Raw genomic sequence first — 25,425 nt, forward strand, 5'->3', positions numbered from 1 at the left:
CATGATCGAGAGGGGGCGTGGTACGCATGCCCCGACGCGGGCGGATTCACACAGATGGGCCGGTTTCACCACCCTTCACGGTAGTGAAACCGGCCCGTCCGGCGCTACGGGTCGCGGTCAGTCGCGCGCGGGCTCCACCGAGTCCACCTCAGCGGCCGTACGGTCGAACCGACCGTCCAGCTTGGAGACCAACCCGGTGACCTGGCGGGCGATGTCGGGGGCGGTCAGGCCGATCTCGGCCATCACCTCGGCGCGGGCTGCGTGGTCGAGGAAGCGCGGCGGGATGCCGAAGTCACGCAGCGGGACGTCGACGCCCGCGTCGCGCAGGGCCTGTGCGACGGCCGAACCGACGCCGCCGACGCGACTGTTGTCCTCGACGGTGACGACCACCCGGTGGCGCTCGGCGAGCGGGGCCATGGCCTCGTCCACCGGCTTGACCCAGCGCGGGTCGACGACGGTGGTGGTGATGCCCTGCTTGTCGAGGAGCGAGGCGATCTCCAGGCACATGGGGGCCAGCGCACCGACGGAGACGAGGAGGACGTCGGGCCGGTCCGTCCCCGGCTCACGCAGGACGTCCATGCCGCCGACGCGGCCCACGGCGGGCACGGCGGGGCCGACGGCGCCCTTGGAGAAGCGGACCACGGTCGGGGCGTCCTTGACCGCGACGGCCTCGCGCAGCTGCGCCCGCACCTGGTCGGCGTCGCGCGGGGCGGCCAACCGCAGCCCGGGCACGACCTGGAGGATCGACATGTCCCACATGCCGTTGTGGGAGGCGCCGTCGGTGCCGGTGACGCCGGCCCGGTCGAGCACGAAGGTGACACCGCACTTGTGCAGCGCCACGTCCATGAGGACCTGGTCGAAGGCGCGGTTGAGGAAGGTGGCGTAGACGGCGAAGACGGGGTGCACACCGCCCGTCGCCAGGCCCGCCGCGGACACGGCGCCGTGCTGCTCGGCGATGCCGACGTCGAAGATCCGGTCCGGGAAGGTGTCCGCGAACTTCTTCAGGCCGACCGGCTGCAGCATCGCCGCGGTGATCGCCACGATGTCGTCGCGCTCCTTGCCGAGCTTGACCATCTCGTCGCCGAAGACGGAGGTCCAGTCGGCACCCGAGGCCTTGATCGGCAGGCCGGTGTCGGGGTGGATGGGGCCGATGCCGTGGAAGCGGTCGGCCTCGTCCTGGAGGGCGGGCTGGTAGCCGCGGCCCTTCTCGGTGAGGCAGTGCACGATGACGGGCCCGCCGAAGCGCTTGGCGCGGGCGAGCGCCGACTCCAGCGCCTCGATGTCGTGGCCGTCGATCGGGCCGACGTACTTCAGCCCCAGGTCCTCGAACATGCCCTGCGGCGCGATGAAGTCCTTGAGGCCCTTCTTGGCGCCGTGCAGGGTCTCGTAGAGCGGCTTGCCCACGACCGGCGTGCGGTCGAGGATCTCCTTGGTGCGGGTGAGGAAGCGCTCGTAGCCGTCGGTCGTCCGCAGCGTCGCCAGGTGGTTCGCGAGACCGCCGATGGTGGGCGCATACGACCGCTCGTTGTCGTTGACGACGATGACGAGCGGGCGGTCCTTCGCCTCGGCGATGTTGTTCAGCGCCTCCCAGGCCATACCGCCGGTCAGCGCGCCGTCACCGATGACGGCCACGACGTGGTCGTCGCGTTTGCGCAGCTGGTTGGCTTTGGCGAGCCCGTCGGCCCAGCCGAGGACCGTGGACGCGTGACTGTTCTCGATGACGTCGTGCTCGGACTCGGCCTGCGAGGGGTAGCCGGACAGGCCGCCCTTCATCTTCAGCCGGCTGAAGTCCTGGCGGCCGGTGAGCAGCTTGTGGACGTAGGACTGGTGGCCGGTGTCCCAGAGCACCTTGTCCTTGGGCGAGTCGAAGACCCGGTGCAGGGCGATGGTCAGCTCCACCACACCGAGGTTGGGGCCGAGGTGGCCGCCGGTCTTGGAAACCGCCTCGACGAGGAAGGTCCGGATCTCCTCTGCCAGCTGGTCCAGCTGCTCAGGGCTGAGCCGGTCCAGATCGCGCGGTCCCGTGATGCGGGTCAGCAGCGGCACCCGTGCCTCCTTGCAGTAGAGCTGTTCGAGCTGTTGCCGGGCTTGTCGAGTCTAATGTTCCGCCTTCGCGGCCGACGCGCGGGCGGTGCGTCATACGTCACGGGATCGGCTGTACCCATGTTGTGGCGTTCCTACGACATGACTGTGCCCGGCACCGCCATTGGTGCCGGGCACAGGGTCGGTGCGCTGCCTTACGCGCGTCCGGCCGTCTTCTGGGTCTTACGGGTGATCGAGTCGATCACGACCGTCGTCAGCAGAACGCCCGCGGTGATCATGTACTTCACCGGCTCGGCGATGGACTCCAGCTGGAGCCCGTACTGGATCGAGACGATGACCAGCACACCGAGGAGCGCGTTCCACGTGCGCCCACGCCCACCGAACAGCGACGTACCGCCGATGACCGCCGCGGCGATCGCGTTCATCAGCAGGTCACCGGTACCGGCGCTCTGGTTGGCGGACGCGATCTTCGAGGCCAGGAACAGACCACCGATCGCGGCGAACCCACCGGAGATCGCGAACACCGAGATCCGGACGGCCGTGACATTGATACCCGCACGACGCGACGCCTCGACGCTGCCACCGAGCGCGAAGACCTTGCGGCCGTACGAGGTACGACGCAGCAGGAAGTCCGTGGCGACCAGGAACACCAGGAAGATCACCGTGGCCAGCGGCAGGCCCTTGTACTGGTTGTACATGATCGCCGCGGCGAAGGAGACGACACCCAGCAGCACCGTCCGCAGGATCGTGTCGCTCAGCGGCCGGGACGGGATCCCGACGGCCGCACGGCGGCGGTTGCCCAGGAAGGAGGTGATGAAGAACACCGCGGTCACCACGGCCGCCAGGCCGTAGGCGGCCGCCACGTCCGTGAAGAAGTACGTCGTCAGCTTGCCGATCAGACCGTCGCTGTCGAGGTTGATCGTGCCGTTCTCGCCCAGTGTCTGGAGCATGAAGCCGAGCCAGAACAGCAGACCGGCCAGCGTGACGGCGAACGCCGGGGCGCCCAGCACCGCGAAGAAGAAGCCGTGCGCCGCGCCGATGGCGGCACCCGCCGCGATGGCGAAGAGCACGGCCGCCCACTCGGGCCAGCCCTGGTTCACCGCGAGGACGGCGGCGATGGCGCTGGACGCGCCGCTGACCGAGCCGACCGACAGGTCGATCTCGCCGAGCAGCAGCACGAAGACGATGCCGACGGAGATCATGCCCGTGCCGACCATCGTGACGGTGATGTCGCTGATGTTCTGCGCGGACAGGAAGGCGGAGTTCAGGCTCTGGAAGATCACGCAGATGGCGACCAGGCCGAGGATGACCGGCAGGGAGCCCAGCTCACCGGCCTTCAGCTTGCGCCGGAACTCGGTGAGGTAACCGGCCAGGCCCTGCTCCTGCACCAGCAGGCGGGGGTCGACGGCGGTCACCGCGGCCGCGGCGGCCTCGGTGTTGAGAACCTCGTGCTCGCCCTGCGATGTCGTGGAGGTCTTGTCGATGCTCACTTGGAAACCTCCCCGTTCGTGCGCGCCGCACGGCGGGTCACGGCGTTCTCGGTGGCGCCGGTGATGGCGGAGATGATCTCCTCCTGCGAGGTCGTCTTGACCTCGAAGACGCCGTTGTTCTGGCCGAGGCGCAGCACCGCGACCTTGTCCGCCACGGCCTTGACGTCGGCCATGTTGTGGCTGATGAGGATCACGGCGTGGCCGCGCTCGCGCAGCCGCTCGACCAGGTCGAGGACCTGGGCGGTCTGCTCGACGCCGAGGGCGGCGGTGGGCTCGTCGAGGATGACCAGCTGGGGCTCACCGAGCATGGAACGGGCGATGGCCACGGTCTGGCGCTGACCGCCGGAGAGCGAGGCGATCGGGATACGCACGCTGGGGATGCGGATCGACAGCGTCTGGAGCAGCTCCAGCGAGCGGCGTTCCATCTCGACCTCGTCGAGGACACCGCGCTTCTTCAGCTCGCGGCCCAGGAAGAGGTTGCCGACGACGTCGATGTTGTCGCACAGCGCGAGGTCCTGGTACACCGTCGCGATGCCCAGGCTCTGGGCGTCGTGCGGCCGGTTGATCGAAACGGCCTTGCCTTCCCATTCGATGACGCCCTCATCAATGGGGTGCACGCCGGCGATCGTCTTGACCAGCGTGGACTTTCCGGCGCCGTTGTCGCCCACCAGGGCGACCACTTCACCGGCGTGGACCTCAAGCTCTACGTCGGTGAGCGCCTGGACGGCACCGAAACGCTTGGAGACCCCGCGCAACGCCAGCACGGGCGTAGCGGACACGTGAACCATCTCCTTCGCCGCCTGACCCGGCGGAAGGTAGTGCAGAAGAGTTTTCTGGGGGGGGTCCGTCCGGCGCCCCGCACCGAGCTTGCGGGGCTGTCTGATGCGCGGGGCGCCGGAGGAGTTGTGGAGCGGTCATGTCCCCGTGCGGGAATTCAAGGACGAATTCCCGCACCTGGAAAGGGACCTGAGGCCGCTTACTTGATGCCGAGCTTGTCGCAGGCGGCCTTGTACTTGCCGGTGCAGATCTCAGCGGCCGTGTAGACGCCGTCCTTGATGACGGTGTCGTTGACGTTGTCCTTGGTCAGCGAGGTGACCGGGACGAGGACCGACGGAACGTCGTTGGCGCTGTCGCTGGAGACCTTGTCCTTGGCGATGGAGTCGAGCGACTTGCCCTGGGCGAGCGCGACGGCCATCTCGGCGGCGGCGGCGGCCTCGGGGGCGTACGGCTTGTAGACGCTCATGTACTGCTCATCGGTGATGATGCGCTGCACCGCGGCGAGTTCGGCGTCCTGGCCGGTGACCGGGATGTCGCTGAGGCCGGCCGCCTTCAGGGCGGTGATGATGCCGCCCGCCATGCCGTCATTGGCGGAGTAGACGCCGATGATCTTGTCCTTGCCGACCGCCGAGATCGCCGCCTCCATGTTGGAGTTGGCGTTCTCCGGCTTCCACTCCTTGGTGTCGTACTCCTTGCCGACGTTCACCTTGCCGTCGAGGGCGGCGTGCGCGCCCTCCTTGAACATGGCGGCGTTCGGGTCGGTGACGGAGCCGTTCATCATGACGATCTGGCCGTCCTTGGCCTTGTCGCCCAGGGCCGTCAGCAGGGCCTCGCCCTGGGTCTTGCCGACCTCCACGTTGTCGAACGAGGTGTAGGCGCTGATCGGGCCCTCGGCCAGGCGGTCGTAGGCGACGACCTTGATGCCCTGGTCCACGGCCTTCTGCACGGAGTTCTTGATCGCCTTGGCGTCGACGGCGTCCAGGATGAGGACGTCCACCTTGTTGGTGATCATGGTGTCGACCTGCTGCGCCTGCAGGTTGGCGTCCTGCTTGGCGTTGTTGTAGTCGACGGTGGCCTTGCCGTTCGTCAGCTCCTTGATCTTCTCCTCGATCAGGGGCCGGTCGAACTTCTCGTAACGCGCGGTCTGGTTCTCCGGGAGCAGGAGACCGACCTTGATGTTGTCGCCCTTGGCGGCGGAGGCGGTGGAGTCGTTGTCGCCACCGGCTTCCTCGGCGCTGCCACAGGCAGCCAGCGAGACGGCCATCGCACCTGCGGCAACGGCTACGGCGGCACGACGCATACGCGTGTTCACTTCAGAAACCTCCCTGACGAGGCCGCGTCGTTGCGGCCGAGGTGGCTGGAAGTCAACTCGGCCACACGTGCGACGTCAAGAAGTAAATCCTTAACGGGTTGGCAACGGTGCCATCCGTTCTCTAAGTGAAGGCAGGCGCGGCCGCATGCAGCGTGCTGTCCAAAAGGGTTGAATCGCCCATCTCGCTGAGCGCGAGCGCGAGCGCTCCGAGCACCTCCGCACGACCGCCAAGTGCCCCGGGAAGAACGGACAGTTGGCGCGCCGCACTGGGAATGGCGTAGCGGCCGACGGACTCCCGGATCGGCCCGAGCACCAGCTCGCCGGCCTCGGCGAGATCGCCGCCCAGGACCACACGGCTCGGGTTCAGGAGATTGCAGAGATTGGCGACCCCGCTGCCGATATGACGGCCCACGTCGGCGATCACCCGACGGCACCCCGGGTCCCCGTCCCTGGCCAGCCGTACGACACCCTCCATGGTGAGGTCGGTGCCGTGACTGGACTGCAGGAGCGGGAGCACATAGCGCGCCGCCGCGAAGGTCTCCAGGCAGCCCCGGTTTCCGCAGCGGCAGACCGGGCCGGATTCATCAAGGGTGATATGGCCGATTTCTCCCGCAGTGCCGCCGGGCCCCCGGTAGATCTTGCCGCTGATGACGAGACCGGCGCCGACACCGCTGGCGACCTTGATGTACGCCAGGTCCCGCACGCCCCGCCCGCTGCCCCAGACCAGCTCGCCCAGGGCACCCAGGTTGGCGTCGTTGTCCACGTGCACGGGTACGCCGAGCCGGCCGCGCAGCTCCTCGGCGGGCTTGGTGCCGGTCCAGCCGGGCAGGATGGCGGTCGAGCCGAGGGTGCCGGACTCGACGTCGATCGGGCCGGGCACGCCGAGGCCCACCCCGGCGATCTTGGAGCGGTCGACGCCGGTCGCCGCGATCAGCCGGTTGACCAGCTCTTCGGCCCGGTCGAACCCTTGCGTCGAGGAGGCGTCGACGTCCAGCGGCTCGGACTCCTCGGCCAGCACCTGGTGGGCGAGGTTCCCGACCGCGACGCGCAAATGCGTATGGCCGAAGTCGACCCCTATGACGATGCCGGCGTCCCCGCTCAGCGAGACGCTGCGGGCCCGGCGGCCGCCCGCCGATGTGGGCGTGACCTCGACGGTTCCGCCGTCCTTGAGCTCCCGGACGATGTTCGAGACCGTAGCCGCGGACAGACCCGTGGTCCTGGCGATCTCCGCCTGGGTGAGCGATCCGGCCAGCCGGACGGCCCGCACGACCCGCTCCAGGTTGGCTCGGTGCAGCGACGACTGCGACCCCGGAGTCTCCACGACGACCTCCTGCGCGCGGGACCGCTTCGATGAGGCCCCGTCAGTGTCCAACTAGTGAACTCTAAGCTGAGCCGTTCGGGTTGCCTCCCGTCAAGAGGTTGAACCGGATCCGGGTACGTGCACATACATGTACACGCCGTTCCCGGGAGCGGGAACGGCGTGCATACGAACGGTTTCGGAGCGCTACCTCCGGCTGCAGCTATCCGCGGTCTACTTCAGCGCCCCCGCGGTCAGCCCCGCCACCACCTGCCGCTGGAAGATGATGTAGGCGGCCAGCACCGGCAGCATCGCCATCACCAGACCGGCGAAGAGGCCGGACCAGTCGCCCTTGTAGCCCTGGCTGACGGCCAGTTGCACCAGGCCCTGAGTGAGGACGCGCTTGTCCGGGTCGGTGTTGAGCACCGTGGGCAGCATGTACTGGTTCCACTGGCCCAGGAAGTTGAAGATGCCGACGCTGATCAGTCCCGGCTTGGCCATCGGCAGCATGATCTGGAAGAAGGTACGGGAGTGCGAGGCACCGTCCACGAAGGCCGCCTCGGCCACCGATGTGGGCAGCGTGCGGAAGAACGCCGTGAGGAAGAACACCGTGAACGGCAGCGAGTACGCGATGTAGACCAGGATCAGGCCGTGGATCGTGTTCAGCAGGCCCATGTTGTTCACGACGTAGAACAGCGGGACCAGCGCGAGCATGATCGGGAAGCTCATGCCGCCGATGAACAGGAAGTAGATGAAGCGGTTGCCCGGGAAGTCGAAACGGGCGAGCACATAGGCCGCCATCGAGCCGAGCACCAGGGTGCCGATCAGCGAGCCCCCCACCACCAGGATGGTGTTGAGGAAGTAGTCGCTCATGTTGGCCTGGGTCCACGCCCGCGACCAGTTCGAGAAGTGCAGTTCGTCCGGCAGTGACCAGGGCGAGCTGAAGATGGAGCGGTCGTCCTTGAAGGACGTCATCACCGCCCACAGCAGCGGCATGGCGACCATGAACGCCCAGATGACGAGAACGCCGTGCGAGAAGACGTTGAGGACGGTGCCCTCTTTCTTCTCCTTGGCCGGCACTTCGGTCGGGGCTCCCGTCTTGGTGACGGTCATACCGGACTCGGCCGGTACGGGAGCGGTGGTCTCGGTCGTCTTCATCTGTCAGAACTCCAGCCGCTCGCGCCGCCCCAGCCGCATCACGATCGCGGCGAAGGCCAGCGTGACGACGAGCAGGGCGACACCGATCGTGGTGGCGTAGGCGGCCTGTCCGTCACGGAACGCTTTCTGGTACACGTACAGGACCATGACCGTGGTCGAGTAGTCCGGCCCGCCGGGCCCGGTCGTCATGATGTGTACGACCGCGAAGGACTCGGCGCCGAGGGCGAGGATGCCCATGTAGACCCAGCCGGACTGCACGGTGTCCCACAGCAGCGGCAGGGTGATCCGGAAGAACGTGCTGGCGCGGCCGGCGCCGTCGAGCAGCGCGGCCTCGTACAGATCGGCCGGAATGGAGGCCATACCGGCCGAGAACAGGACCACGAAGAAGCCGACCGTGGACCAGACGATCACCCCCATCACGGCCCACAGGGCGAGGTTCGGATCGCCGAGCCAGAGCGGCTGGACGCTGTCCAGCCCGACCCCGCGCAGGATGGAGTTGATCGCGCCGCTGTCCGGGTTGTACGCGAAGGCGAACAGCAGCGCGACGATGGCGATCGACAGCACCTGCGGGAAGAAATAGACGATCTTGTAGAACGACGACCCGCGGACCCCGGTGATCGCCGGGCCGCCTTTTCTGCGCCGTCCGCCCACATTGATCATGAACGCGAGGAACAGCGCGAAACTCAGCGTCACCAGCGGCAGCAACAACGCGAACAACAGGCTGTGCTGCAACGACTTCCAGAAGATGTTGTCGTCCAGCATCCTCTCGTAGTTGTCGAAGCCGACCATCTTGAATTCGGGGCTCAGCCCGGTCCAGTCCGTGAACGAGTAGTAGATGGACTGGATGAACGGCCAGACGACGAAAAGCGCGTACAGCCCCAGGGGCACCGCGAGGAACCCCACGATGAACCGGTACTTGCCGTGCTGCATGTGCTATCGACCCCGATCTGCGCGCGGGTGCAGCCGCTGGTGACGGATCCGCACGGGACCTACTGGTGCTTGTAGTGCTTGATCGACGTGTCCTTGGCGGTCTCGTCGGCGAAGGCCTGGATCTTCTTGATGGCCTCGGCCGGAGTGAGGCGACCGGCCATCATCTCGCCGAGACCGGACACACCGATCTTCTCCTTCTGCAGCTGTACATACCAGTCCTGCATCCGCGGATTCACCACGTTCTGGCCGGCCTTGTCCAGCGCCGCCACACCGGACTTGAGACCCGGGGTGAGGGTGATGCCGTCGGTGCCGCCGTTGTACGCGGTCAGCGACTTGACCTTGCTGGTGAAGTTCTTGGAGCTCGCCTCGCTCAGCATGATGCGCAGCTGCTCCATGCCGCCGGCGGTGTTCTTCGCCTTGGCCGGGACGATGAACGGCTCACCGCCGGACGCCCAGATCGTGCCGAAGGGCAGCTTGTCGGAGCTGTCGATACCGGTCGGCGCGGAGACCGCGAGGTCGAAGTCCTTCGGCATGACGTTCGCCGACTCGTTCTCCACCCAGGAGCCGTTCGGGATGAACAGCGCCTTGCCCTCGGCCCACGCGGTCTGCGACTGGATGTGGTCCAGACCCGGGGTGCCCTTGAGGACATAGCCCTTCTTGTAGAGCTCGTAGTAGGCCTCGAAGCACGCCTTGACCGCCGGGTGCTTCCAGGCGTTCGGCTCCAGGTTGTCGATGGCGTCGAGGACCTCCACTCCGCCGACCTTGCCGATCATCGGGTAGAGCGAGAAGGGGAGGTAGTACGGGTACTTGCCCGCGTACGTCCAGCCCGCCATGCCCTTCTTCTTGGCCTTCTCGCAGACGGCGAGCATCTCGTCCCACGTCTCGGGGTACGTGGCATCGAGCGAGTCCAGGGCCTTCTGCGAGTACCAGACGCCGTACACCGTGTAGGCGTAGTACATGATCCAGACCGGGTCGCCGTCGAGCTGGCCCATCTCCACGATGCCGGGGCGCAGGGTGTCGCGGACCTTCTTGTTCGGGTCGTCGTACGACGGGGCGTCCAGCAGCGGTGTGAGGTCGGTGAGCTGGTCCTTGCCGGCCAGGACGCCCATGTCCATCTGCTCGGCGCCGGAGTTGTCGATGAGGTCCGGCGGGGTGCCCTGGTTGAAGCGGGGCTGGAGCGTGGACTGGATCTTCTGGGTGGCGGAGAACTTCACCGTCACCTCGGGGAAGTTCTTCTCGTAGACCTTCACGGCGTCCTCGGCGTACTCCTTGCCGAAGCCGCCGTCGAACAGCACGAACTCCATCTGCGCGGTGTCATTGACGCCGAGCGGGTTCTTCTCGGTCTTCTTGCCTTCCTTGGCCTTGTCTCCGTTGCCTCCTCCCCCGCCGCTGGCACACGCGGACAGGAAGCTCATCGTGGGTACGGAGATCAGGCCGAGCGCGGCGGACCGCTTGATCAGATCGCGCCGTCCGACACCTACGGAGCCGTTTTTCTCAGGGTTCTGGGCAGAAGTGGATCCCATGCTCAAGTCCTCGCCTTCTCCAGGACTCAGGCGGTGAACCGGATCCTGCCCGGCACCGCGGTCGGGTCACGCTGGGTTGTGCAGGAAGTGCGGAATCATGTGAAGTGCCGACAGGTATAGTCCACTTCCCGCCAGCGGAGCAAGATCGAATGCAAGGTTGGCCAGTGGTCTTTTCCGAGTTGAGACCTCACGGAAATATGAGTGGCCTGTGCGCCGCTTGCCCGAAAAATCCGCGACATAGGCCCCGAATGCCACAGCCAACACCCTTGACAATACTTGGCACTTGAGCCACAACTGATCCTTGCGCAGCGAAGTTGACAACGTTGTCCCGTGCGCAGGGAGGGTACCGGCTTATGCAGCACAGAGCTCGGCACAGATGGGGTACGGCGGTCGTGTCGGCGACCGCCTTCGCTTTGACCGTGGGCTCGCAGGGCGCGGCGATCGCCCTGCCCGACGCCCCCGCGGCGGCCGACCGGGAGTTCGCGTCCTCGTTCGAGGCGGACGACCCGGCACCCGACTGGCTCAACACCGTCGACACCGCGCCCGACGGCGAAAAGCGGGCCTCCGGCGTCGACGGCGGCTACAGCAGCGGCATTCCGGGCAATGTGACCGACCATGTCACGGATGTGCGGGCGAACGGCGAGAACACCGGCGGCGGGGAGGTGAAGGAGAACCTCGTCGACGGCGAGTCGAGCAGCAAGTGGCTGGTTTTCGAGTCCACCGGGTGGGTGGAATTCGATCTGGACAAACCAGTAAAAATAGCGAAGTACGCGCTCACCTCGGCCAATGACTACGCCGAACGCGACCCGCGGGACTGGACCCTGAAGGCCTCCACGGACGGCAAGGACTGGAAGACCGTCGACACCCGCTCGGACGAGACGTTCGCCGAACGGTTCCAGACAAAGACGTACGACATCGCGGAACCGGCGGAATACCAGCACTTCCGGCTGGAGGTCACCAAGAACAACGGCGCCTCCGACATCCTCCAGCTCGCCGACGTCCAGTTCTCCACGGGCGGCAGCGAGGGTCCGGTCCCGCAGGACATGCTCTCCCTCGTCGACCGCGGCCCGAGCGGCTCCCCGACCGCCAAGGCGGGCGCCGGCTTCACCGGCAAGCGGGCGCTGCGCTACGCCGGCCGGCACACGGCGGACGGGCGGGCGTACTCGTACAACAAGGTGTACGACGTGAACGTGGCCGTCGGCCGCGACACCCGCCTGTCCTACCGCGTCTTCCCGTCGATGGCCGACGGCGACCTCGACTACGACGCCACGAACGTCTCCGTCGACCTCGCCTTCACCGACGGCACCCACCTCAGTGACCTCGGCGCCACCGACCAGCACGGCTTCGAGCTGTCGCCCCGTGGGCAGGGCGCGGCCAAGGTGCTCTACGTCAACCAGTGGAACGCCGTCGCCTCGCGGATCGGCTCGGTCGCGGCCGGCAAGACGGTCGACCGGATACTCGTGGCGTACGACTCCCCCAAGGGCCCGGCGAAGTTCCGGGGCTGGCTGGACGACATCACGCTGAAGTCCGTCGCGCCGGAGAAGCCGAAGGCTCACAAGTCGGACTACGCGCTCACCACCCGCGGCACCCTCTCCAGCGGCGGATTCTCGCGGGGCAACAACTTCCCGGCGACCGCCGTGCCGCACGGCTTCAACTTCTGGACGCCGGTGACGAACGCGGGCTCGCTGAGCTGGCTGTACGACTACGCCCGTGCGAACAACGACGACAACCTGCCGACGATCCAGGCGTTCAGCGCCAGCCACGAGCCGAGCCCCTGGATGGGTGACCGGCAGACCTTCCAGGTGATGCCGTCGGCTGCGTCCGGCACCCCGGACACCGGGCGTGAGGCGCGCGAGCTCGCCTTCCGGCACGAGAACGAGACCGCGCGGCCGTACTACTACGGGGTGCGGTTCGAGAACGGGCTGAAGGCCGAGATGGCGCCCACCGACCACGCGGCGGTGCTGCGCTTCACCTACCCGGGTGACGACGCGAGCGTCCTCTTCGACAACGTCACCGACCAGGCGGGGCTGACGCTCGACAAGGAGAGCGGGACCTTCACCGGCTACTCGGACGTGAAGTCCGGGCTGTCGACGGGAGCGACCCGGCTGTTCGTGTACGGCGAGTTCGACAAGCCGGTGGCTGAGGGATCCTCCAGCGGGGTGAAGGGGCACCTGCGCTTCGACGCCGGTGCCGACCGCACCGTCACGCTCCGCCTCGCCACCTCGCTGATCAGCATCGACCAGGCCAAGGACAACCTGCGCCAGGAGGTCGACGGCGCCTCCTTCGAGACGGTGAAGTCGCGCGCCCAGCGCCAGTGGGACCGCATCCTCGGCAAGGTCGAGGTGGAGGGCGCGACGCCGGACCAGCTGACCACGCTGTACTCCAGCCTGTACCGGCTGTACCTGTACCCCAACTCCGGCTTCGAGAAGGTCGGTTCGAAGTACCAGTACGCGTCGCCGTTCTCGCCGATGCCGAACCCGGACACCCCGACGCACACCGGCGCGAAGATCGTGGACGGCAAGGTGTACGTCAACAACGGCTTCTGGGACACCTACCGGACGACCTGGCCCGCGTACTCGCTGCTGACGCCGAGTCAGGCGGGCGAGATGGTCGACGGCTTCGTGCAGCAGTACAAGGACGGCGGCTGGACCTCCCGCTGGTCCTCCCCCGGCTACGCGGACCTCATGACCGGCACCTCCTCGGACGTCGCCTTCGCGGACGCCTACGTCAAGGGCGTCGACTTCGACGCGAAGTCGGCGTACGACGCGGCCGTGAAGAACGCGACCGTGGTGCCCCCGTCGTCCGGCGTGGGCCGCAAGGGCATGGAGACCTCGCCCTTCCTCGGCTACACCAGCACCGAGACGCACGAAGGCCTGTCGTGGGCGCTGGAGGGCTACCTCAACGACTACGGCATCGCGCGGATGGGCCAGGCGCTGTACAAGAAGACGGGCGAGAAGCGCTACAAGGAGGAGTCGGAGTACTTCCTCAACCGCGCCCAGGACTATGTGAATCTCTTCGACTCGAAGGCCGGCGGTTTCTTCCAGGGCCGGGACGCCAAGGGCGACTGGCGCGTCGAGTCCTCGAAGTACGACCCGCGCGTGTGGGGCTACGACTACACGGAGACGAACGGCTGGGGGTACGCCTTCACCGCGCCCCAGGACTCGCGGGGCCTGGCGAACCTCTACGGCGGCCGCAGCGGCCTCGCCGACAAGCTCGACGAGTACCTCGCCACCCCGGAGACGGCCTCGCCCGACTTCGTCGGCTCCTACGGCGGTGTCATCCATGAGATGACGGAGGCCCGGGACGTCCGGATGGGCATGTACGGCCACTCCAACCAGGTGGCCCACCACGCCCTCTACATGTACGACGCGGCCGGGCAGCCCTGGAAGACGCAGAAGAGCGTCCGTGAGGTGCTGTCGCGGCTGTACACCGGCAGCGAGATCGGGCAGGGCTACCACGGTGACGAGGACAACGGCGAGCAGTCGGCCTGGTTCCTCTTCTCCGCGCTGGGCTTCTATCCGCTGGTGATGGGCAGTGGTGAGTACGCCATCGGGTCGCCCCTGTTCACCAAGGCGACGGTCCAGCTGGAGAACGGCCGCAAGCTGGTCGTCAAGGCGCCGAAGAACAGCGCCCGCAATGTGTATGTGCAGGGGCTGAAGGTCAACGGCGTTCCGTGGAAGTCGACTTCGCTCCCCCACTCGCTGCTCGCGAAGGGCGGAGTCCTGGAGTTCGACATGGGTGCGCGGCCCTCATCCTGGGGCACCGGCAAGAACGCGGCGCCCGTGTCGATCACCGAGGACGACGAGGTACCGGTCCCGAGGGCGGACGTCCTGAAGGGTGACGGGCCCCTGTTCGACAACACCTCGGCGACCCAGGCGAGTGTCACCTCGGTGGATCTGCCGGTGTCCGAGGACGCCAAGGCCGTGCAGTACACGCTGACCTCGCCGTCGGACCGGACGAAGGCGCCGACCGGCTGGACGCTCCAGGGGTCGACGGACGGCACCACGTGGCGGACCCTCGACGAGCGCTCCGGGCAGTCCTTCGCATGGGACCGGCAGACACGGGCGTTCTCCGTGGGGTCCCCGGGTACGTACGGGAAGTACCGCCTGGTGTTCGACGGCGAGGCGGTGGTGTCGGAAGTCGAACTGCTCGCCTGAGCAGACGCATTGGGGGTCTCATGCAGGGTGTCGATCCGGCCTGGCTGCCGGACGAGGCGTTCCGGCCGATCGGCACCCGGCGGACCCTGATCCGCGGCTCGGGTCCGCTGGTGGACACGGTGCACGCAGAAGTGGCAGAGCCCTGCGTACGGTTCGGGGGGAGCGTCTCGCGCGACGAGTCCCCCGAACCGTACGACCTGGTCCTGGAGCTGACCGGGACCGACGACGGCGAGGCTTTCACCGTCGAGCGCGGTGGCGGCGTTACGACCGTCACCGCGTCCGGCGGTCCGGGGCTGCTGTACGGCCTGTTCCACGTCGTACGCCTCGGGGACGCTGCCTTCCAGGGCTCGTCCGCGCATGAGGAACACCGGCCCGCGTCGGCACTGCGCATGCTCGACCACTGGGACAACGTGGCCGTGCACCCGGTGATGGGCCAGGTGGAGCGCGGGTACGCCGGCGGGTCGCTGTTCTGGGCGGACGGGCGGGCGCGCGGTGAGCTGCTGGGGCGGGTGCGGGAGTACGGCAGGCTGCTGGCGGCGTGCGGGATCAACGCGCTGGCCGTGAACAACGTCAACGTGCACCAGGCCGAGGCGCGTCTGCTCACCGACCGGATCGACCGGGTCGCCGAGATCGCGGACGCGCTGCGGCCGTACGGCATCCGCACCCATCTGTCGGTCACCTTCGCCGCCCCGATGGTGCTCGGCGGGCTGCCGACCGCCGATCCGCTGGACGCGGCGGTCCGGGCGTGGTGGGCCGGGGCGAGCGCGCGGGTGTACGAGGCGATCCCCGACTTCGGCGGGTTCGTCGTGAAGGCCGACTCCGAGGGGCAGCCGGGGCCGTTCGTGTACGGCCGCAGTCACGCGGACGGCGCGAACATGCTGGCCGCCGCACTGGAGCCGTACGGCGGGACGGTGCACTGGCGGGCGTTCGTCTACGACCACCGGCAGGACTGGCGGGACCGGACGACGGACCGGGCGCGTGCCGCGTACGACCATTTTGTGCCGCTGGACGGGCAGTTCGCGGCGAACGCGGTCCTCCAGGTCAAGCACGGGCCGATGGACTTCCAGGTGCGCGAGCCGGTCTCCCCGCTGATCGGCGCGATGCCGCGCACCCGGCTCGCGGTGGAGATGCAGGCCACCCAGGAGTACACCGGGCAGCAGCGGCATGTGTGCTGGCTCGGGCCGATGTGGAGCGAGGTGCTGCGGTTCCGGCCCGACGGGGTGCCGGTGGCGGACCTGGCCGACGGCATGGTCGCCGTGTCCAACGTCGGCGACGACCCTTTCTGGACCGGGCACCCGCTGGCCCAGGCGAACCTGTACACCTTCGGGCGGCTGGCCTGGCAGCCGGACGCTGATCCGGGCCGGATCCTCGACGAGTGGATCCGGCTCAGCTTCGGTACCGGCCCGGCGGCGGGGCTGCGCGCGGTGCTGGCGGGTTCGTGGCGGACGTACGAGAAGTACACCGCGCCCCTCGGGGTGGGCTGGATGGTGCAGCCCGGCCATCACTACGGGCCGAGCGTCGACGGCTACGAGTACAGCCCCTGGGGCACCTACCACTTCGCCGACCGCGACGGCATCGGCGTCGACCGCAGCGTGGCGACCGGCACCGGGTATGCGGGGCAGTACGCCAAGGCGTGGGCCGAGGCGTACGAGTCGCCGGAGACCTGCCCCGACGAGCTGCTGCTGTTCTTCCACCACGTGTCGTACGAGCATGTGCTTCGGAGCGGGAAGACGGTGATCCAGCACATATACGACACTCACTTCGAAGGCGTGGAAGAGGTGGAGGAGGCCCGGGAGGTGTGGGCTTCGCTGGCCGGGCTCATGGACCCGGCGCGCCACGCGCGTGGGGCGGAGCGGTTCGAGGAGCAGCTCCGCAGCGCCCGCGAGTGGCGCGATCAGATCAACAGCTACTTCTTGCGCAAGTCGGGTGTGGCCGACGCACATGGGCGTCGCATCCACTGAATCGGGACTGATGAATCGGGACTGACAGATCGCGATCGCGGTGCTTATGATGCCGACGATGAAGAACTTCTCCTCGTACCGATTGGGGGACTCGTTCGCGCAAGGTGAGTGCTGATGGCACATCACTTCGCGAACGGGATTCCGGCCCATTTGTCGATGTGGCAGCGGGTACGCGAGTACGCCGTGCCACTGTCCATGATCGAGACCGCGACCGCACGGCGTGCGGTCGGTGACTGGGCGGGGGCCTGCGCCGCCGCCCGGATCGACCCCGATCTCGATCTGCGCGCCGTGCGCAACCGCCACGGCACCGATCTCGTCACCCGCCTTCGGGCAGATCTGCGTCGGCTGGCGCCTGATCTGCTCCGCTGGCACATGCCCCGGATCGCCCCCGACGGGCGACTCCGTCCCGGCCTCACCGTCTCCCTGACCCGTTACCGGGTTCCCGGTGCCACTCCGCTGCAGCTGGTGGTGCGGACACCACCGGCCTGGGCGGACGCCGGACAGCGGATGGCGCTGTCCCTGTGGGAGGAGTCCGGGGACAGAGCCCCCGGCCACCATCCGCACCCGCACCCCGACCGGCGTTTCCGGCTCGACCTGCACCGGCATCTCTGGGACTCCGGACGGAGCGGCGAACTGGCGCGGCGGTGCGGGGCGCATTCCTTGGCACCACCCGACCTGCCCGACCACCTCGACTCCTCGTGGGCGGTGGCGAGTTGGGCCGCCGAGGCGGAGTTGCTGTTGCGGGCCGAGGGCTGTCCCCGCGGTGCCTTCACGGTGCGGCTCGGTGCGCGAAACCGCGCCGTGCTCGAACTCGTGGCCCCCGACGACAGCCATGTCCCGACGTTCCGTCCGCTGCGGGAGGCGCTGCCGCCGCAGGAGGTCGCGGCGCTTCCGGTGCTGCCGGAGGCGGCGGCCCGGGCCCTTCCGGATCTGGAGCTGTTGCGGGTCGGGATGGTGACGGCCGACCGGCTGCATCCGCTGGTCGCGGCCGCGTTGACGGCGTGTGGGTCGGTGGCCGCGACAGGCTCGATGACGGCGTACGGCTCGGCGACGGCGACCGGCGCGGTGGCGGCGACCGGGGCGGTGGCGGCGACCGGGGCGGTGGCGGAGCCCGGCTCGGAACGCGCGGTCGGCCCCGTCACGGAGCCCAGCGATCCGCATCGGGTGGAGTGCCGGGGCGAGGTCCATCGGATCGCGCTGCGGGACGGGGTGCTGACCGCGGTCGATCACGACCCGGCCCAACTACGCCGCGAGGAGCTGCTGGTGGCGCTCGGCGGGCCGCCGTTGCCCTGTCTGCGGGCGATCGATGCGGTGCACCGCAACCCGGAGGCGCTGCCGGCGGTCCGGGAGCGGCTCGGTCACGGTGATGTCGCCGGGGCGCTGACCGTGGTCGAGGGGCTGCTCGGTCCCGCCGCGGTCCTGCGTGACGGGCCGCTCCGGGAGGAACTGGAGTCGGCCGCGGTCCGCCGCATCGACCACGGGCTCTACCGCTCGGGTCTGGCCGACGTACACCCCGATGCCGCTACGGCGGGCGGCGCAAACGCCTCGGGCGCAGGTCGCTCGGGGGCAGGTCACCGGCCGCGGCTCGACCGCCGTACGCCTCCCGCGCTGTGGCGCAAGCGGAGCAGTCGGGCCCGGCCCCGTACCGGTCAGGCCTGCTGACCGGGCGAGCGGCCGGCGCCCAAGTCCCGCGCCCGCACGGCGCGTTCCACTCCACATTGCACATTCCACATTCCTTTTGACGACTTCTGGAACGGGCTGTCCCGTTCCCTGACCTCCCCCAGGTGATGCCCATGACTTCCAGCACCCTCCTGCCCGTCGACCCCTTCGAGACCGCCACCCAACTCACCCTCGCCGACGATCTCCTGACGATCCTTCGGACGACCACCACCGAACCGCGCCCCGACGACCAGCTCGAAGCGCTCACCCTGGCCGTCGCTGCCGATCTGCCCGTGCTGCTCTGGGGCGAGCCGGGCATCGGCAAGACCGCGGCCCTGACGCAGCTCGCCGACTCCCTGGACCTGCCGCTGACGACCGTGATCGCCAGCGTCCACGAGCCGACCGATTTCTCCGGGCTTCCCATCGTGGGCGAGGACCCGGCGGTGCGTGGTGTGCCGATGGCACCGCCGCAGTGGGCCGTGGAACTGGTACGGGCCGGGCGGGGGCTGCTCTTCCTGGACGAGCTCTCCACCGCCACCCCGGCCGTGCAGGCCGCGCTGCTCCGGGTCGTCCTGGAGCGCAGGGTCGGTGCGCTGCAACTGCCGCCGGGGGTAAGGATCGTGGCGGCCGCCAATCCGCGCGCGTCGGCGGCGGACGGGTGGGAGCTGAGTCCGCCGCTGGCCAACCGGTTCGTGCACCTGTACTGGGTGCACGACCAGGACGTGGTGGTGCGGGGCCTCGGCGGGGTCTGGCCCCGGGCCGAGCTGCCCCGCCTGGAGCCGGAGCGGCTGGCGGAGGCGGTGGCCTTCGCGCGGCGCGCGGTCTGCGGGTTCCTGAAGGTCCGGCCGACGCTGATCCACCGGCTGCCGAGCACCGAGACGCGGCGCGGCGGCGCCTGGCCCTCGCCCCGGAGCTGGGAGACGGCGTTGACCCTGCTGGCCTTCGGCACGGCGGCCTCCGTCTCGCGGGACGTTCTGGCTTTGCTGGTACGGGGCGCGGTGGGAGACGGTCCGGGGCTCGAACTCCTCGCCCATCTGGACCGGATGGACCTGCCGGACCCGGAGTCGCTCCTGGCCGATCCGGCCTCCGCCGAGCTTCCGGAGCGGGGCGATCTGCGTCAGGCCGCGCTGGAGGCCGTGGTGGCCGCCGTCGGGGCGCGGCCTGAGCGGGAGCGGTGGGAGGCGGGCTGGGCGGTGCTCGTCCGTGCGCTGGAGACCGGCGCCCCGGACCTGCTCGTCGCCCCCGCCACGACTCTGGCCGCGCTGCGACGCGACAACTGGGAGGTGCCGAAGGCGGTGGAACGACTGACCGCCGTCGTCGGTCTCGCCGAGCGCGCGGACCGGTCGGTGGAGCGGGCCGGGCGGGCCGAGGGGGCGCGCCGATGACCGAGACCCTGAAGCACGCCGAGGCGGGGCCGTCCCGGGGCAGTGCGCCGATGACCACGAGGCGCCCGCTGCCGCGCCCGATGGCCCCACCTCCGCCGCCGCGCCCGGTACGGGCGACCGTGCCGGGACCACCGGCCGGTCACGACGGGCCGGACAACCCGCCCGGACTCCCGCTGGACATGGAGAAGTTGCTGTCCGCCCGGCTGCACGCGGTCAAGGTCCGCCCGTACCTCGCTGTCGCGCTGTTCGCGCTGTCGGTGGTGGAGGACCGGTCGGTACCGACCATGGCGGTCGACGCGCACTGGCGCTGCTACGTCTCCCCCGGCTTCGTGGCGCGCACCCCGGTCGAGGAACTGGCGGGCGTCTGGGTGCACGAGGTGTCCCATCTGCTCCGGGACCACCACGGGCGGGGCGAGCGGTACGCGCGGGAGCATGAGGAGTACGGGCCGGGCGAGAGGCTGCGGCGGAACATCGCCGCCGACTTCGAGATCAACGACGACATCTACGGCGAGGGTCTGCCCCGGCCGACCGGGGCGGTGCGCCCGTCGCTGCTGCGGCTGCCCGACGGACTGCTGATGGAGGAGTACCTGCGGACTGCCTCAATGTCTGGGCTCGCCGCGGACCTGGCCTGGCTGGACTGTGGCAGCGGTGCGGACGGACAGGACCGGCCGTGGGAGCTGGGGCCGGACGGGTCACACGGGCTGACCAGGCAGCAGCGGGACGCGGTGCGCTTCCGGGTCGCCGAGGGGATCAAGGGCCGGCCGGGCAGCGCCCCTGAGGGGTGGCGCCGATGGGCGGACGAGGCGTTCCATCCGCCGCAGCCGTGGCGGCGGCTGCTGGGGGCGGCCGTACGCTCGGCGGCGGGCGCGCCAGGGGTGGGCGAGAACCACAGCTACCGGCGTCCGTCCCGGCGCTCGGCCGGTGTCCCCGGGGTACTGCTGCCGAGCCTGCGGCGTACGCCGCCCCGGGTCTGCGTCGTGATCGACACCTCCGGGTCGGTGAGCGACGCCGAACTGGGCAGCGCGCTGCTGGAGGTGGCGGCCATCTCACGCGCGGTGGGCGGGCGGCGCGACCTGGTGTCGGTGATCTCCTGCGACGCGGCGGCCGGAGTGGCCGTCCCGCTCTGCCGCGCCGAGAACATCGAGCTGGTCGGCGGCGGGGGAACGGATCTGCGCTCCGGTTTCGCCCGGGCGCTCCGCTCCCGGCCCCGCCCGGACGTGATCGTCGCTCTCACGGACGGTCAGACGCCATGGCCCTCCGCGCAGCCGCCCTGCCGCACCGTCGTCGGTCTCTTCCCCCGGGTCGGCGGCACCGTCAACGAGAACAATCCGGACTACGTCCCGGACACCCCGCCGTCCTGGGCACGTGTCGTCACCATCAACTGAGAAGGCTCAGGATCGCCACCCCGAGCGGGTCGAGGGTCAGGGGCTCGCCCTCCTCTGTCCGTTTGCCTGTCAGCAGGTCGATGGCGGTGCTGTGGGCGGTCAGACGGGCCGGTTCGGGGGCGTGGTTGAGGAGGAAGAGGAGACGGGTGCCGTCGGGGGCGATCCGGGTCGCGGTCTCCACGGTCGGGTGGTCGGCGTACGGGCCGATCAGCTCGTGGCGGGCGAGGATACGGCGGACCACCTGGTCGACGCCGGGCTGGGCGAGGGCGGTGGCGACGTACCATGCCTCGCCGTCGCCGTACGCGTGCCGTGTCACGGCCGGGGTGCCTGCATAGAAGTCGCTGCCATAGGTGGCGATCGGCTCGGCGCCGCGCGGCTGGACGATCTCGAAGACGAGGCGCGCCTCTGTCTCCAGTTCGGGAATGTGCTGGGCGAACTCCGGTTGCCGCGAGTCCCACTCGTCGACCCGCACGCCCGTCAGGGGAGCCAGCGGTCCCGGGACGTCCGTCAGGAACGCGCGGTCGTGTTCGTCGCCGCGGCCCGAGAGGAAGGTCGCCACAACCGTGCCGCCGCGTGCGGCGACCCCTTCGAGGCGCTCGGCGAGGTCGCCCTTGACCAGGTGCAGAACGGGAACCAGAACCACGTCGTACGAGGTCAGGTCGGCGGTCTGGGGGACGACGTCCACGTCGGCGCCGGCCTCGCGGGCGGCCCGGTAGTAGGCGTGGACCACCTCCTGGTACTTGACCAGCCGGGAAGGGCCGTCGGAGATCTCCAGGGCCCACCAGCTGTCCCAGTCGAAGATCAGCGCGGTACGGGCCGGGGTGCGGGCGCCGAGGGTCGCGTCACCGAGCGCCTCCAACTCACGCCCCAGATCGGCCACTTCACGGAACACCCGGGTGTCGTCCCGGCCCGCGTGGCCGATGACCGCGCCGTGGTACTTCTCGCAGGCACCGCGTGAGGCGCGCATTTGGAAGTAGAGGGCCGCGTCGGCGCCATGGGCGACGGCCTGGAAGGTGGCGAGGCGGAGTTCGCCGGGGCGGCGCAGGGGGTTGACGTCACGGCAGGCCGTCGTGGACGGGGTCTGCTCCATCAGCCAGAAGGGGGCACCGTCCTTGAGGCCGCGCATCAGGTCGTGGGCGAGGGCGGGCCAGGTGGGCGGGGCGTCGAGGGGCGGGTAGCTGTCCCAGGAGGCGAAGTCGAGGTGGGGCGCCCAGCGGTGGTAGTCGAGGGGGCGGAACATGCCCATGAAGTTGGTGGTGACGGGCGTGTCGGGGTCATGGGCGCGGATCACCTCCTTCTCGGCGAGGAAGCAGTCGAGGAGGGCGTCGGTGGTGAAGCGGAAGTAGTCCAGGGTGATGCCCTGGAAGGCGGTGTGGTCGGGACCGCGCCAGTGCTCGGTGAGGGCGCTGGGCGGCTCGATCTCGCCGAAGTCGGTGTAGCGGTGGGACCAGAAGGTCGTCCACCAGGCGTCGTTGAGGGTGTCGAGGCTGCCGTACTTGTCCTGGAGCCAGGCCCGGAACGCCTCCGCGCACAGGTCGCAGTAACAGACGCCGCCGTACTCGTTGTTGATGTGCCAGGCGAGCAGTGCCGGGTGGTCCGCGTAGCGTTCCGCGAGGCGTGCGGCCATCGCCGTCGCGTGGTCGCGGTACGCCGGTGAGCTGGGGCAGAAGTTGTGGCGCTGGCCGTAGCGGTGGCGGCGGCCCTCGAAGTCGGTGCGGTTGACCTCGGGGTGTCTCCTGGCCAGCCAGGGCGGGAGGGCCGCGGTGCCGGTGGCCAGGCAGACCTGGCGGTTCTCGGCGGCGGCGCGGTCGAGGATGCGGTCGAGGGCCGTGAAGTCGTAGGTGTCGGGGGCGGGTTGGGTGAGGGACCAGGTGAAGACGCCGACGGTGAGGGTGTCGATGCGGGCCTGCGTGAACAGGCGGTGGTCGTCGTCCCAGACCGGCTGCGGCCACTGTTCGGGGTTGTAGTCGCCGCCGTACGGGATCCTCGGGGTGCGCGGCGCGGTCATGCGGTGAAGTCCTCCTGGGTCTCGGCGATCACCGGACGGCTGCTGTGCAGCAGGGAGAGCAGCAGCGGCGCGGCCAGCAGGGCGGGCAGGGCCTCGGTCAGCAGGGCGGTCGACGCGGCCACCAGTAGGAGCAGGGAGGCCGCGGCGAGGGTGGCGCGGGCGTGCCGGACGACGAAGTACGCGGCGAGGCGGGCGGTGTCGCGGGTGCGGAAGGCGAACAGCGAGGTGAGGACCAGCGCGTGCGCGCCCCACAGCAGCGAGCCGGCGCCGATCACCCCGAGCAGCACCGCCCACCAGCCGGGCAGGCCGGTGGCGGAGAAGTGGGTGAGGGTGAACGCGATGACGGTGAGCCAGGCGAGCAGGGGCGTCCAGAGTTTCAGCGCCGGGCGGGCGTTGAGCCGCCAGCCGCGTGCGTAGGTGCGCGCCGGGTGCAGGTCCGTGAGGTCGCGGCTGCGGTGGTGCAGGGCGTACAGGGCGGCGGACAGGGCCGGGCCGAGCGGCAGCAGGCATACGGCGGCCAGCGGCAGGTTGCCCGGGTCGGGGCCGAGGAGGAGCAGACCGGCGAGGCCGGGCGACGCGGCGAGGAGCAGCAGCGCCTCGACGGTGACGAGGGTGTGGATCAGGCCCGCGGCGCGGGAGAGGACTCCGGTACCGAAGGCGGCCGTAGGGGCGCCGCCGCTCACCCGTTCTCCTTCTTGAAGCGTTCGTACGCCTTGTTGTGCAGGTCGACGAGCTGGTCCATGTTCTTGGCCTTCAACTCGGCGACGTAGGCGTCCCATTCGGACATCGGGCGTTTGCCGAGGACGAACTTGAGGGTGTTCTGGATGGCGTGGTCCTTGAGCGGGGTGTCCCAGAGCGTCGCCTGTTCCTGCTCCATGGACTGCAGCGGGTGCGCCGGGTCGATCGGGAGCTCTTCGCGCTGGGACATGGCGTCCTGGAACTTCTGCTCGTCCGGGCTGAAGTTGGAGGAGACGAGGGCCCAGCTGCCGCCGTAGGTGAAGACGCCGTTGAAGAAGCCGTAGTCCTTCTGGAGGTCCTTCGGGGCGTCCGGTTCGGAGCCCATGAGGGAGATACCGGGCTTCAGCTCGTAGGTGTCGCCGGACTTGGTGTAAGTGACGCCCTCGACGCCCCACTTGCAGAACTGCTGGCCCTCGTCGGAGTACCAGAGCCAGTCCACGAACTGCATCATCGCGACGAAGGTGTCGCTCTTGAGGGCCTTGCTGGAGATCATGACGCCGTTCTCCAGACGGGTACCGCCCAGGACCACCGGGCCCGCGGGGCCGAGGGGCACCGGGACCATCTCGATCTTCGCGCCCTTGACCTGCTTCTCCAGGTTGTAGCGGTAGTTCTGCACCAGCTCCTGCGGGTTGGCGCTGATCACATAGGACTTCTCGGCCAGCAGTTTCTGCACGGCCTGGTCGTCCTGCTGGGTGAAGCTCTCGGGGTCCAGCAGCTTCTCGGCGACGAGCTTTCTCAGGTACTCGATCATCTGGCGGTAGCTGTCCGTCGTGGCGTTGAAGACGAACTTCCCCGCCTCGGTGTCGAAGGTGAGGTTGTTGTAGGTCCAGCCCGCCTTCACCCCGTACGACTGGCCGAGGTAGCTGAACAGCGCGCCGCACGGGAAGGGGGTGTTGCTGCTCCAGCGGTCGGTCCAGGGGTATTTGTCGGGGTACTCGGCCTTGAGTGCCTTGAGGACGTCGTACACCTCGTCCCAGCTGGTGGGCAGGTTCATACCGAGCTTGTCGAGGACGTCCGTGCGGAAGGACAGGGAGTAGCCGGACTTGACCTTCTCGTGCAGGCCGGGCAGCAGGTAGTAGCTGCCGTCGGACTGGCGTATGGAGTCGAGCTCGGGCTCCAACTTCCATCTCTTGACCTTGTCCTGGAAGTTGGGCATCAGGTGCACGTAGTCGCTGACCGCGAGGATCGCGCCGGACGACACGAACGCGACCTCGGAGGGGTGATACGTCTTGGGAATCAGGAAGGGGGCGTCGCCCGCGCCGATGAGGACGCTGCGCTTCTTCTCGTAGTCCGCCAGCGGGACGTCGAGGGGCTCGATGGTGATGCCGGTGCGCTTGGTGACCTCCTTCCAGAACAGCCAGCTGCTCTTCATCGGGTAGACGGGGTTGTTGTTGTGCAGCATCGAGAAGGACAGCGGCTTCGCCGCCTTGAACCGCTGTCCGGCGCGGTACTCCTTCATCGCGCCGTTCTGCTTCTTCGACAGGTCCTTGGAGTCCCCGCCGTCGTCGCCGCTGCCGCAGCCGGTGAGGGTGGCGAGGCCGATGAATCCCGCGGCGGCGAGGATCTGGCGCCGCGACAGCTGACCTGAGTTCTTCACGGATA

The 25,425-nt window shown here is 69.1% G+C and carries 16 protein-coding genes; 5 read left to right on the plus strand and 11 right to left on the minus strand.

The genetic code is table 11. The features are described 5' to 3' along the window. Positions 1–117 precede the first annotated feature (117 nt). The 8 genes from dxs to ngcE form a co-directional block, all read right to left on the minus strand. Positions 118–2,046 (minus strand): 1-deoxy-D-xylulose-5-phosphate synthase, encoded by a 1,929-nt coding sequence (gene dxs, locus BLU79_RS43165; protein WP_093911523.1) that lies wholly within the window; start codon positions 2,044–2,046, stop codon positions 118–120. Between the two features lie 191 nt (positions 2,047–2,237). Continuing rightward, positions 2,238–3,533 (minus strand): sugar ABC transporter permease, encoded by a 1,296-nt coding sequence (locus tag BLU79_RS43170; protein ID WP_093911524.1) that lies wholly within the window; start codon positions 3,531–3,533, stop codon positions 2,238–2,240. Further along, positions 3,530–4,321, minus strand: coding sequence for an ATP-binding cassette domain-containing protein (locus BLU79_RS43175; RefSeq protein WP_177001412.1), 792 nt, complete (start codon positions 4,319–4,321; stop codon positions 3,530–3,532). Before BLU79_RS43175 ends, BLU79_RS43170 begins: the two co-directional genes overlap by 4 nt. A 188-nt stretch (positions 4,322–4,509) precedes the next feature. Beyond that, positions 4,510–5,610: a sugar ABC transporter substrate-binding protein gene (locus BLU79_RS43180; RefSeq protein ID WP_177001415.1), complete on the minus strand. Its 1,101-nt coding sequence runs from the start codon at positions 5,608–5,610 to the stop codon at positions 4,510–4,512. A gap of 133 nt (positions 5,611–5,743) precedes the next feature. Beyond that, positions 5,744–6,943, minus strand: coding sequence for an ROK family transcriptional regulator (locus BLU79_RS43185; RefSeq protein ID WP_093911527.1), 1,200 nt, complete (start codon positions 6,941–6,943; stop codon positions 5,744–5,746). A gap of 210 nt (positions 6,944–7,153) precedes the next feature. Further along, a complete protein-coding gene (locus BLU79_RS43190) occupies positions 7,154–8,077 on the minus strand; it encodes a carbohydrate ABC transporter permease (RefSeq protein ID WP_093911528.1) in 924 nt (307 codons plus the stop codon). Between the two features lie 3 nt (positions 8,078–8,080). After that, positions 8,081–9,007 carry a carbohydrate ABC transporter permease gene (locus BLU79_RS43195; RefSeq protein WP_093911529.1) on the minus strand — a complete coding sequence of 309 codons (927 nt, stop codon included), beginning with the start codon at positions 9,005–9,007 and terminating at the stop codon, positions 8,081–8,083. A gap of 59 nt (positions 9,008–9,066) precedes the next feature. Further along, a complete protein-coding gene (gene ngcE, locus BLU79_RS43200; protein ID WP_093911530.1) occupies positions 9,067–10,530 on the minus strand; it encodes an N-acetylglucosamine/diacetylchitobiose ABC transporter substrate-binding protein in 1,464 nt (487 codons plus the stop codon). Between the two features lie 353 nt (positions 10,531–10,883). Between ngcE and BLU79_RS43205 the strand changes: the two genes are divergently transcribed. The 5 genes from BLU79_RS43205 to BLU79_RS43225 all read left to right on the plus strand — a co-directional run bounded on the left by BLU79_RS43205 (position 10,884) and on the right by BLU79_RS43225 (position 21,077). After that, complete coding sequence (locus BLU79_RS43205; protein ID WP_177001413.1) at positions 10,884–14,687, plus strand: GH92 family glycosyl hydrolase; 3,804 nt, start codon at positions 10,884–10,886, stop codon at positions 14,685–14,687. A 20-nt stretch (positions 14,688–14,707) separates the two neighbouring features. Further along, complete coding sequence (locus BLU79_RS43210; protein WP_093911531.1) at positions 14,708–16,648, plus strand: alpha-glucuronidase; 1,941 nt, start codon at positions 14,708–14,710, stop codon at positions 16,646–16,648. Positions 16,649–16,762: 114 nt separating this feature from the next. Beyond that, a complete protein-coding gene (locus BLU79_RS43215; RefSeq protein ID WP_093911532.1) occupies positions 16,763–18,310 on the plus strand; it encodes a hypothetical protein in 1,548 nt (515 codons plus the stop codon). Positions 18,311–18,441: 131 nt separating this feature from the next. Further along, entirely contained in the window at positions 18,442–19,692 is a 1,251-nt protein-coding gene (locus BLU79_RS43220; protein ID WP_093911533.1) for an AAA family ATPase, read from the plus strand. Positions 19,693–19,871: 179 nt separating this feature from the next. Further along, positions 19,872–21,077, plus strand: coding sequence for a vWA domain-containing protein (locus BLU79_RS43225; protein WP_093911554.1), 1,206 nt, complete (start codon positions 19,872–19,874; stop codon positions 21,075–21,077). Here BLU79_RS43225 and BLU79_RS43230 read toward each other — a convergent pair. The 3 genes from BLU79_RS43230 to BLU79_RS43240 are packed head-to-tail and all read right to left on the minus strand — an operon-like array spanning position 21,070 to position 25,420. Then, a complete protein-coding gene (locus tag BLU79_RS43230) occupies positions 21,070–23,085 on the minus strand; it encodes a beta-galactosidase (RefSeq protein WP_093911534.1) in 2,016 nt (671 codons plus the stop codon). The genes BLU79_RS43225 and BLU79_RS43230 overlap by 8 nt on opposite strands. Next, entirely contained in the window at positions 23,082–23,768 is a 687-nt protein-coding gene (locus BLU79_RS43235) for a YesL family protein (protein WP_093911535.1), read from the minus strand. Before BLU79_RS43235 ends, BLU79_RS43230 begins: the two co-directional genes overlap by 4 nt. Further along, positions 23,765–25,420: an ABC transporter substrate-binding protein gene (locus BLU79_RS43240; RefSeq protein WP_093911536.1), complete on the minus strand. Its 1,656-nt coding sequence runs from the start codon at positions 25,418–25,420 to the stop codon at positions 23,765–23,767. Before BLU79_RS43240 ends, BLU79_RS43235 begins: the two co-directional genes overlap by 4 nt. Positions 25,421–25,425 lie beyond the last annotated feature (5 nt).

Origin of the sequence: Streptomyces sp. cf386 (assembly GCF_900103585.1) — a bacterium.
GTDB lineage: Bacteria > Actinomycetota > Actinomycetes > Streptomycetales > Streptomycetaceae > Streptomyces.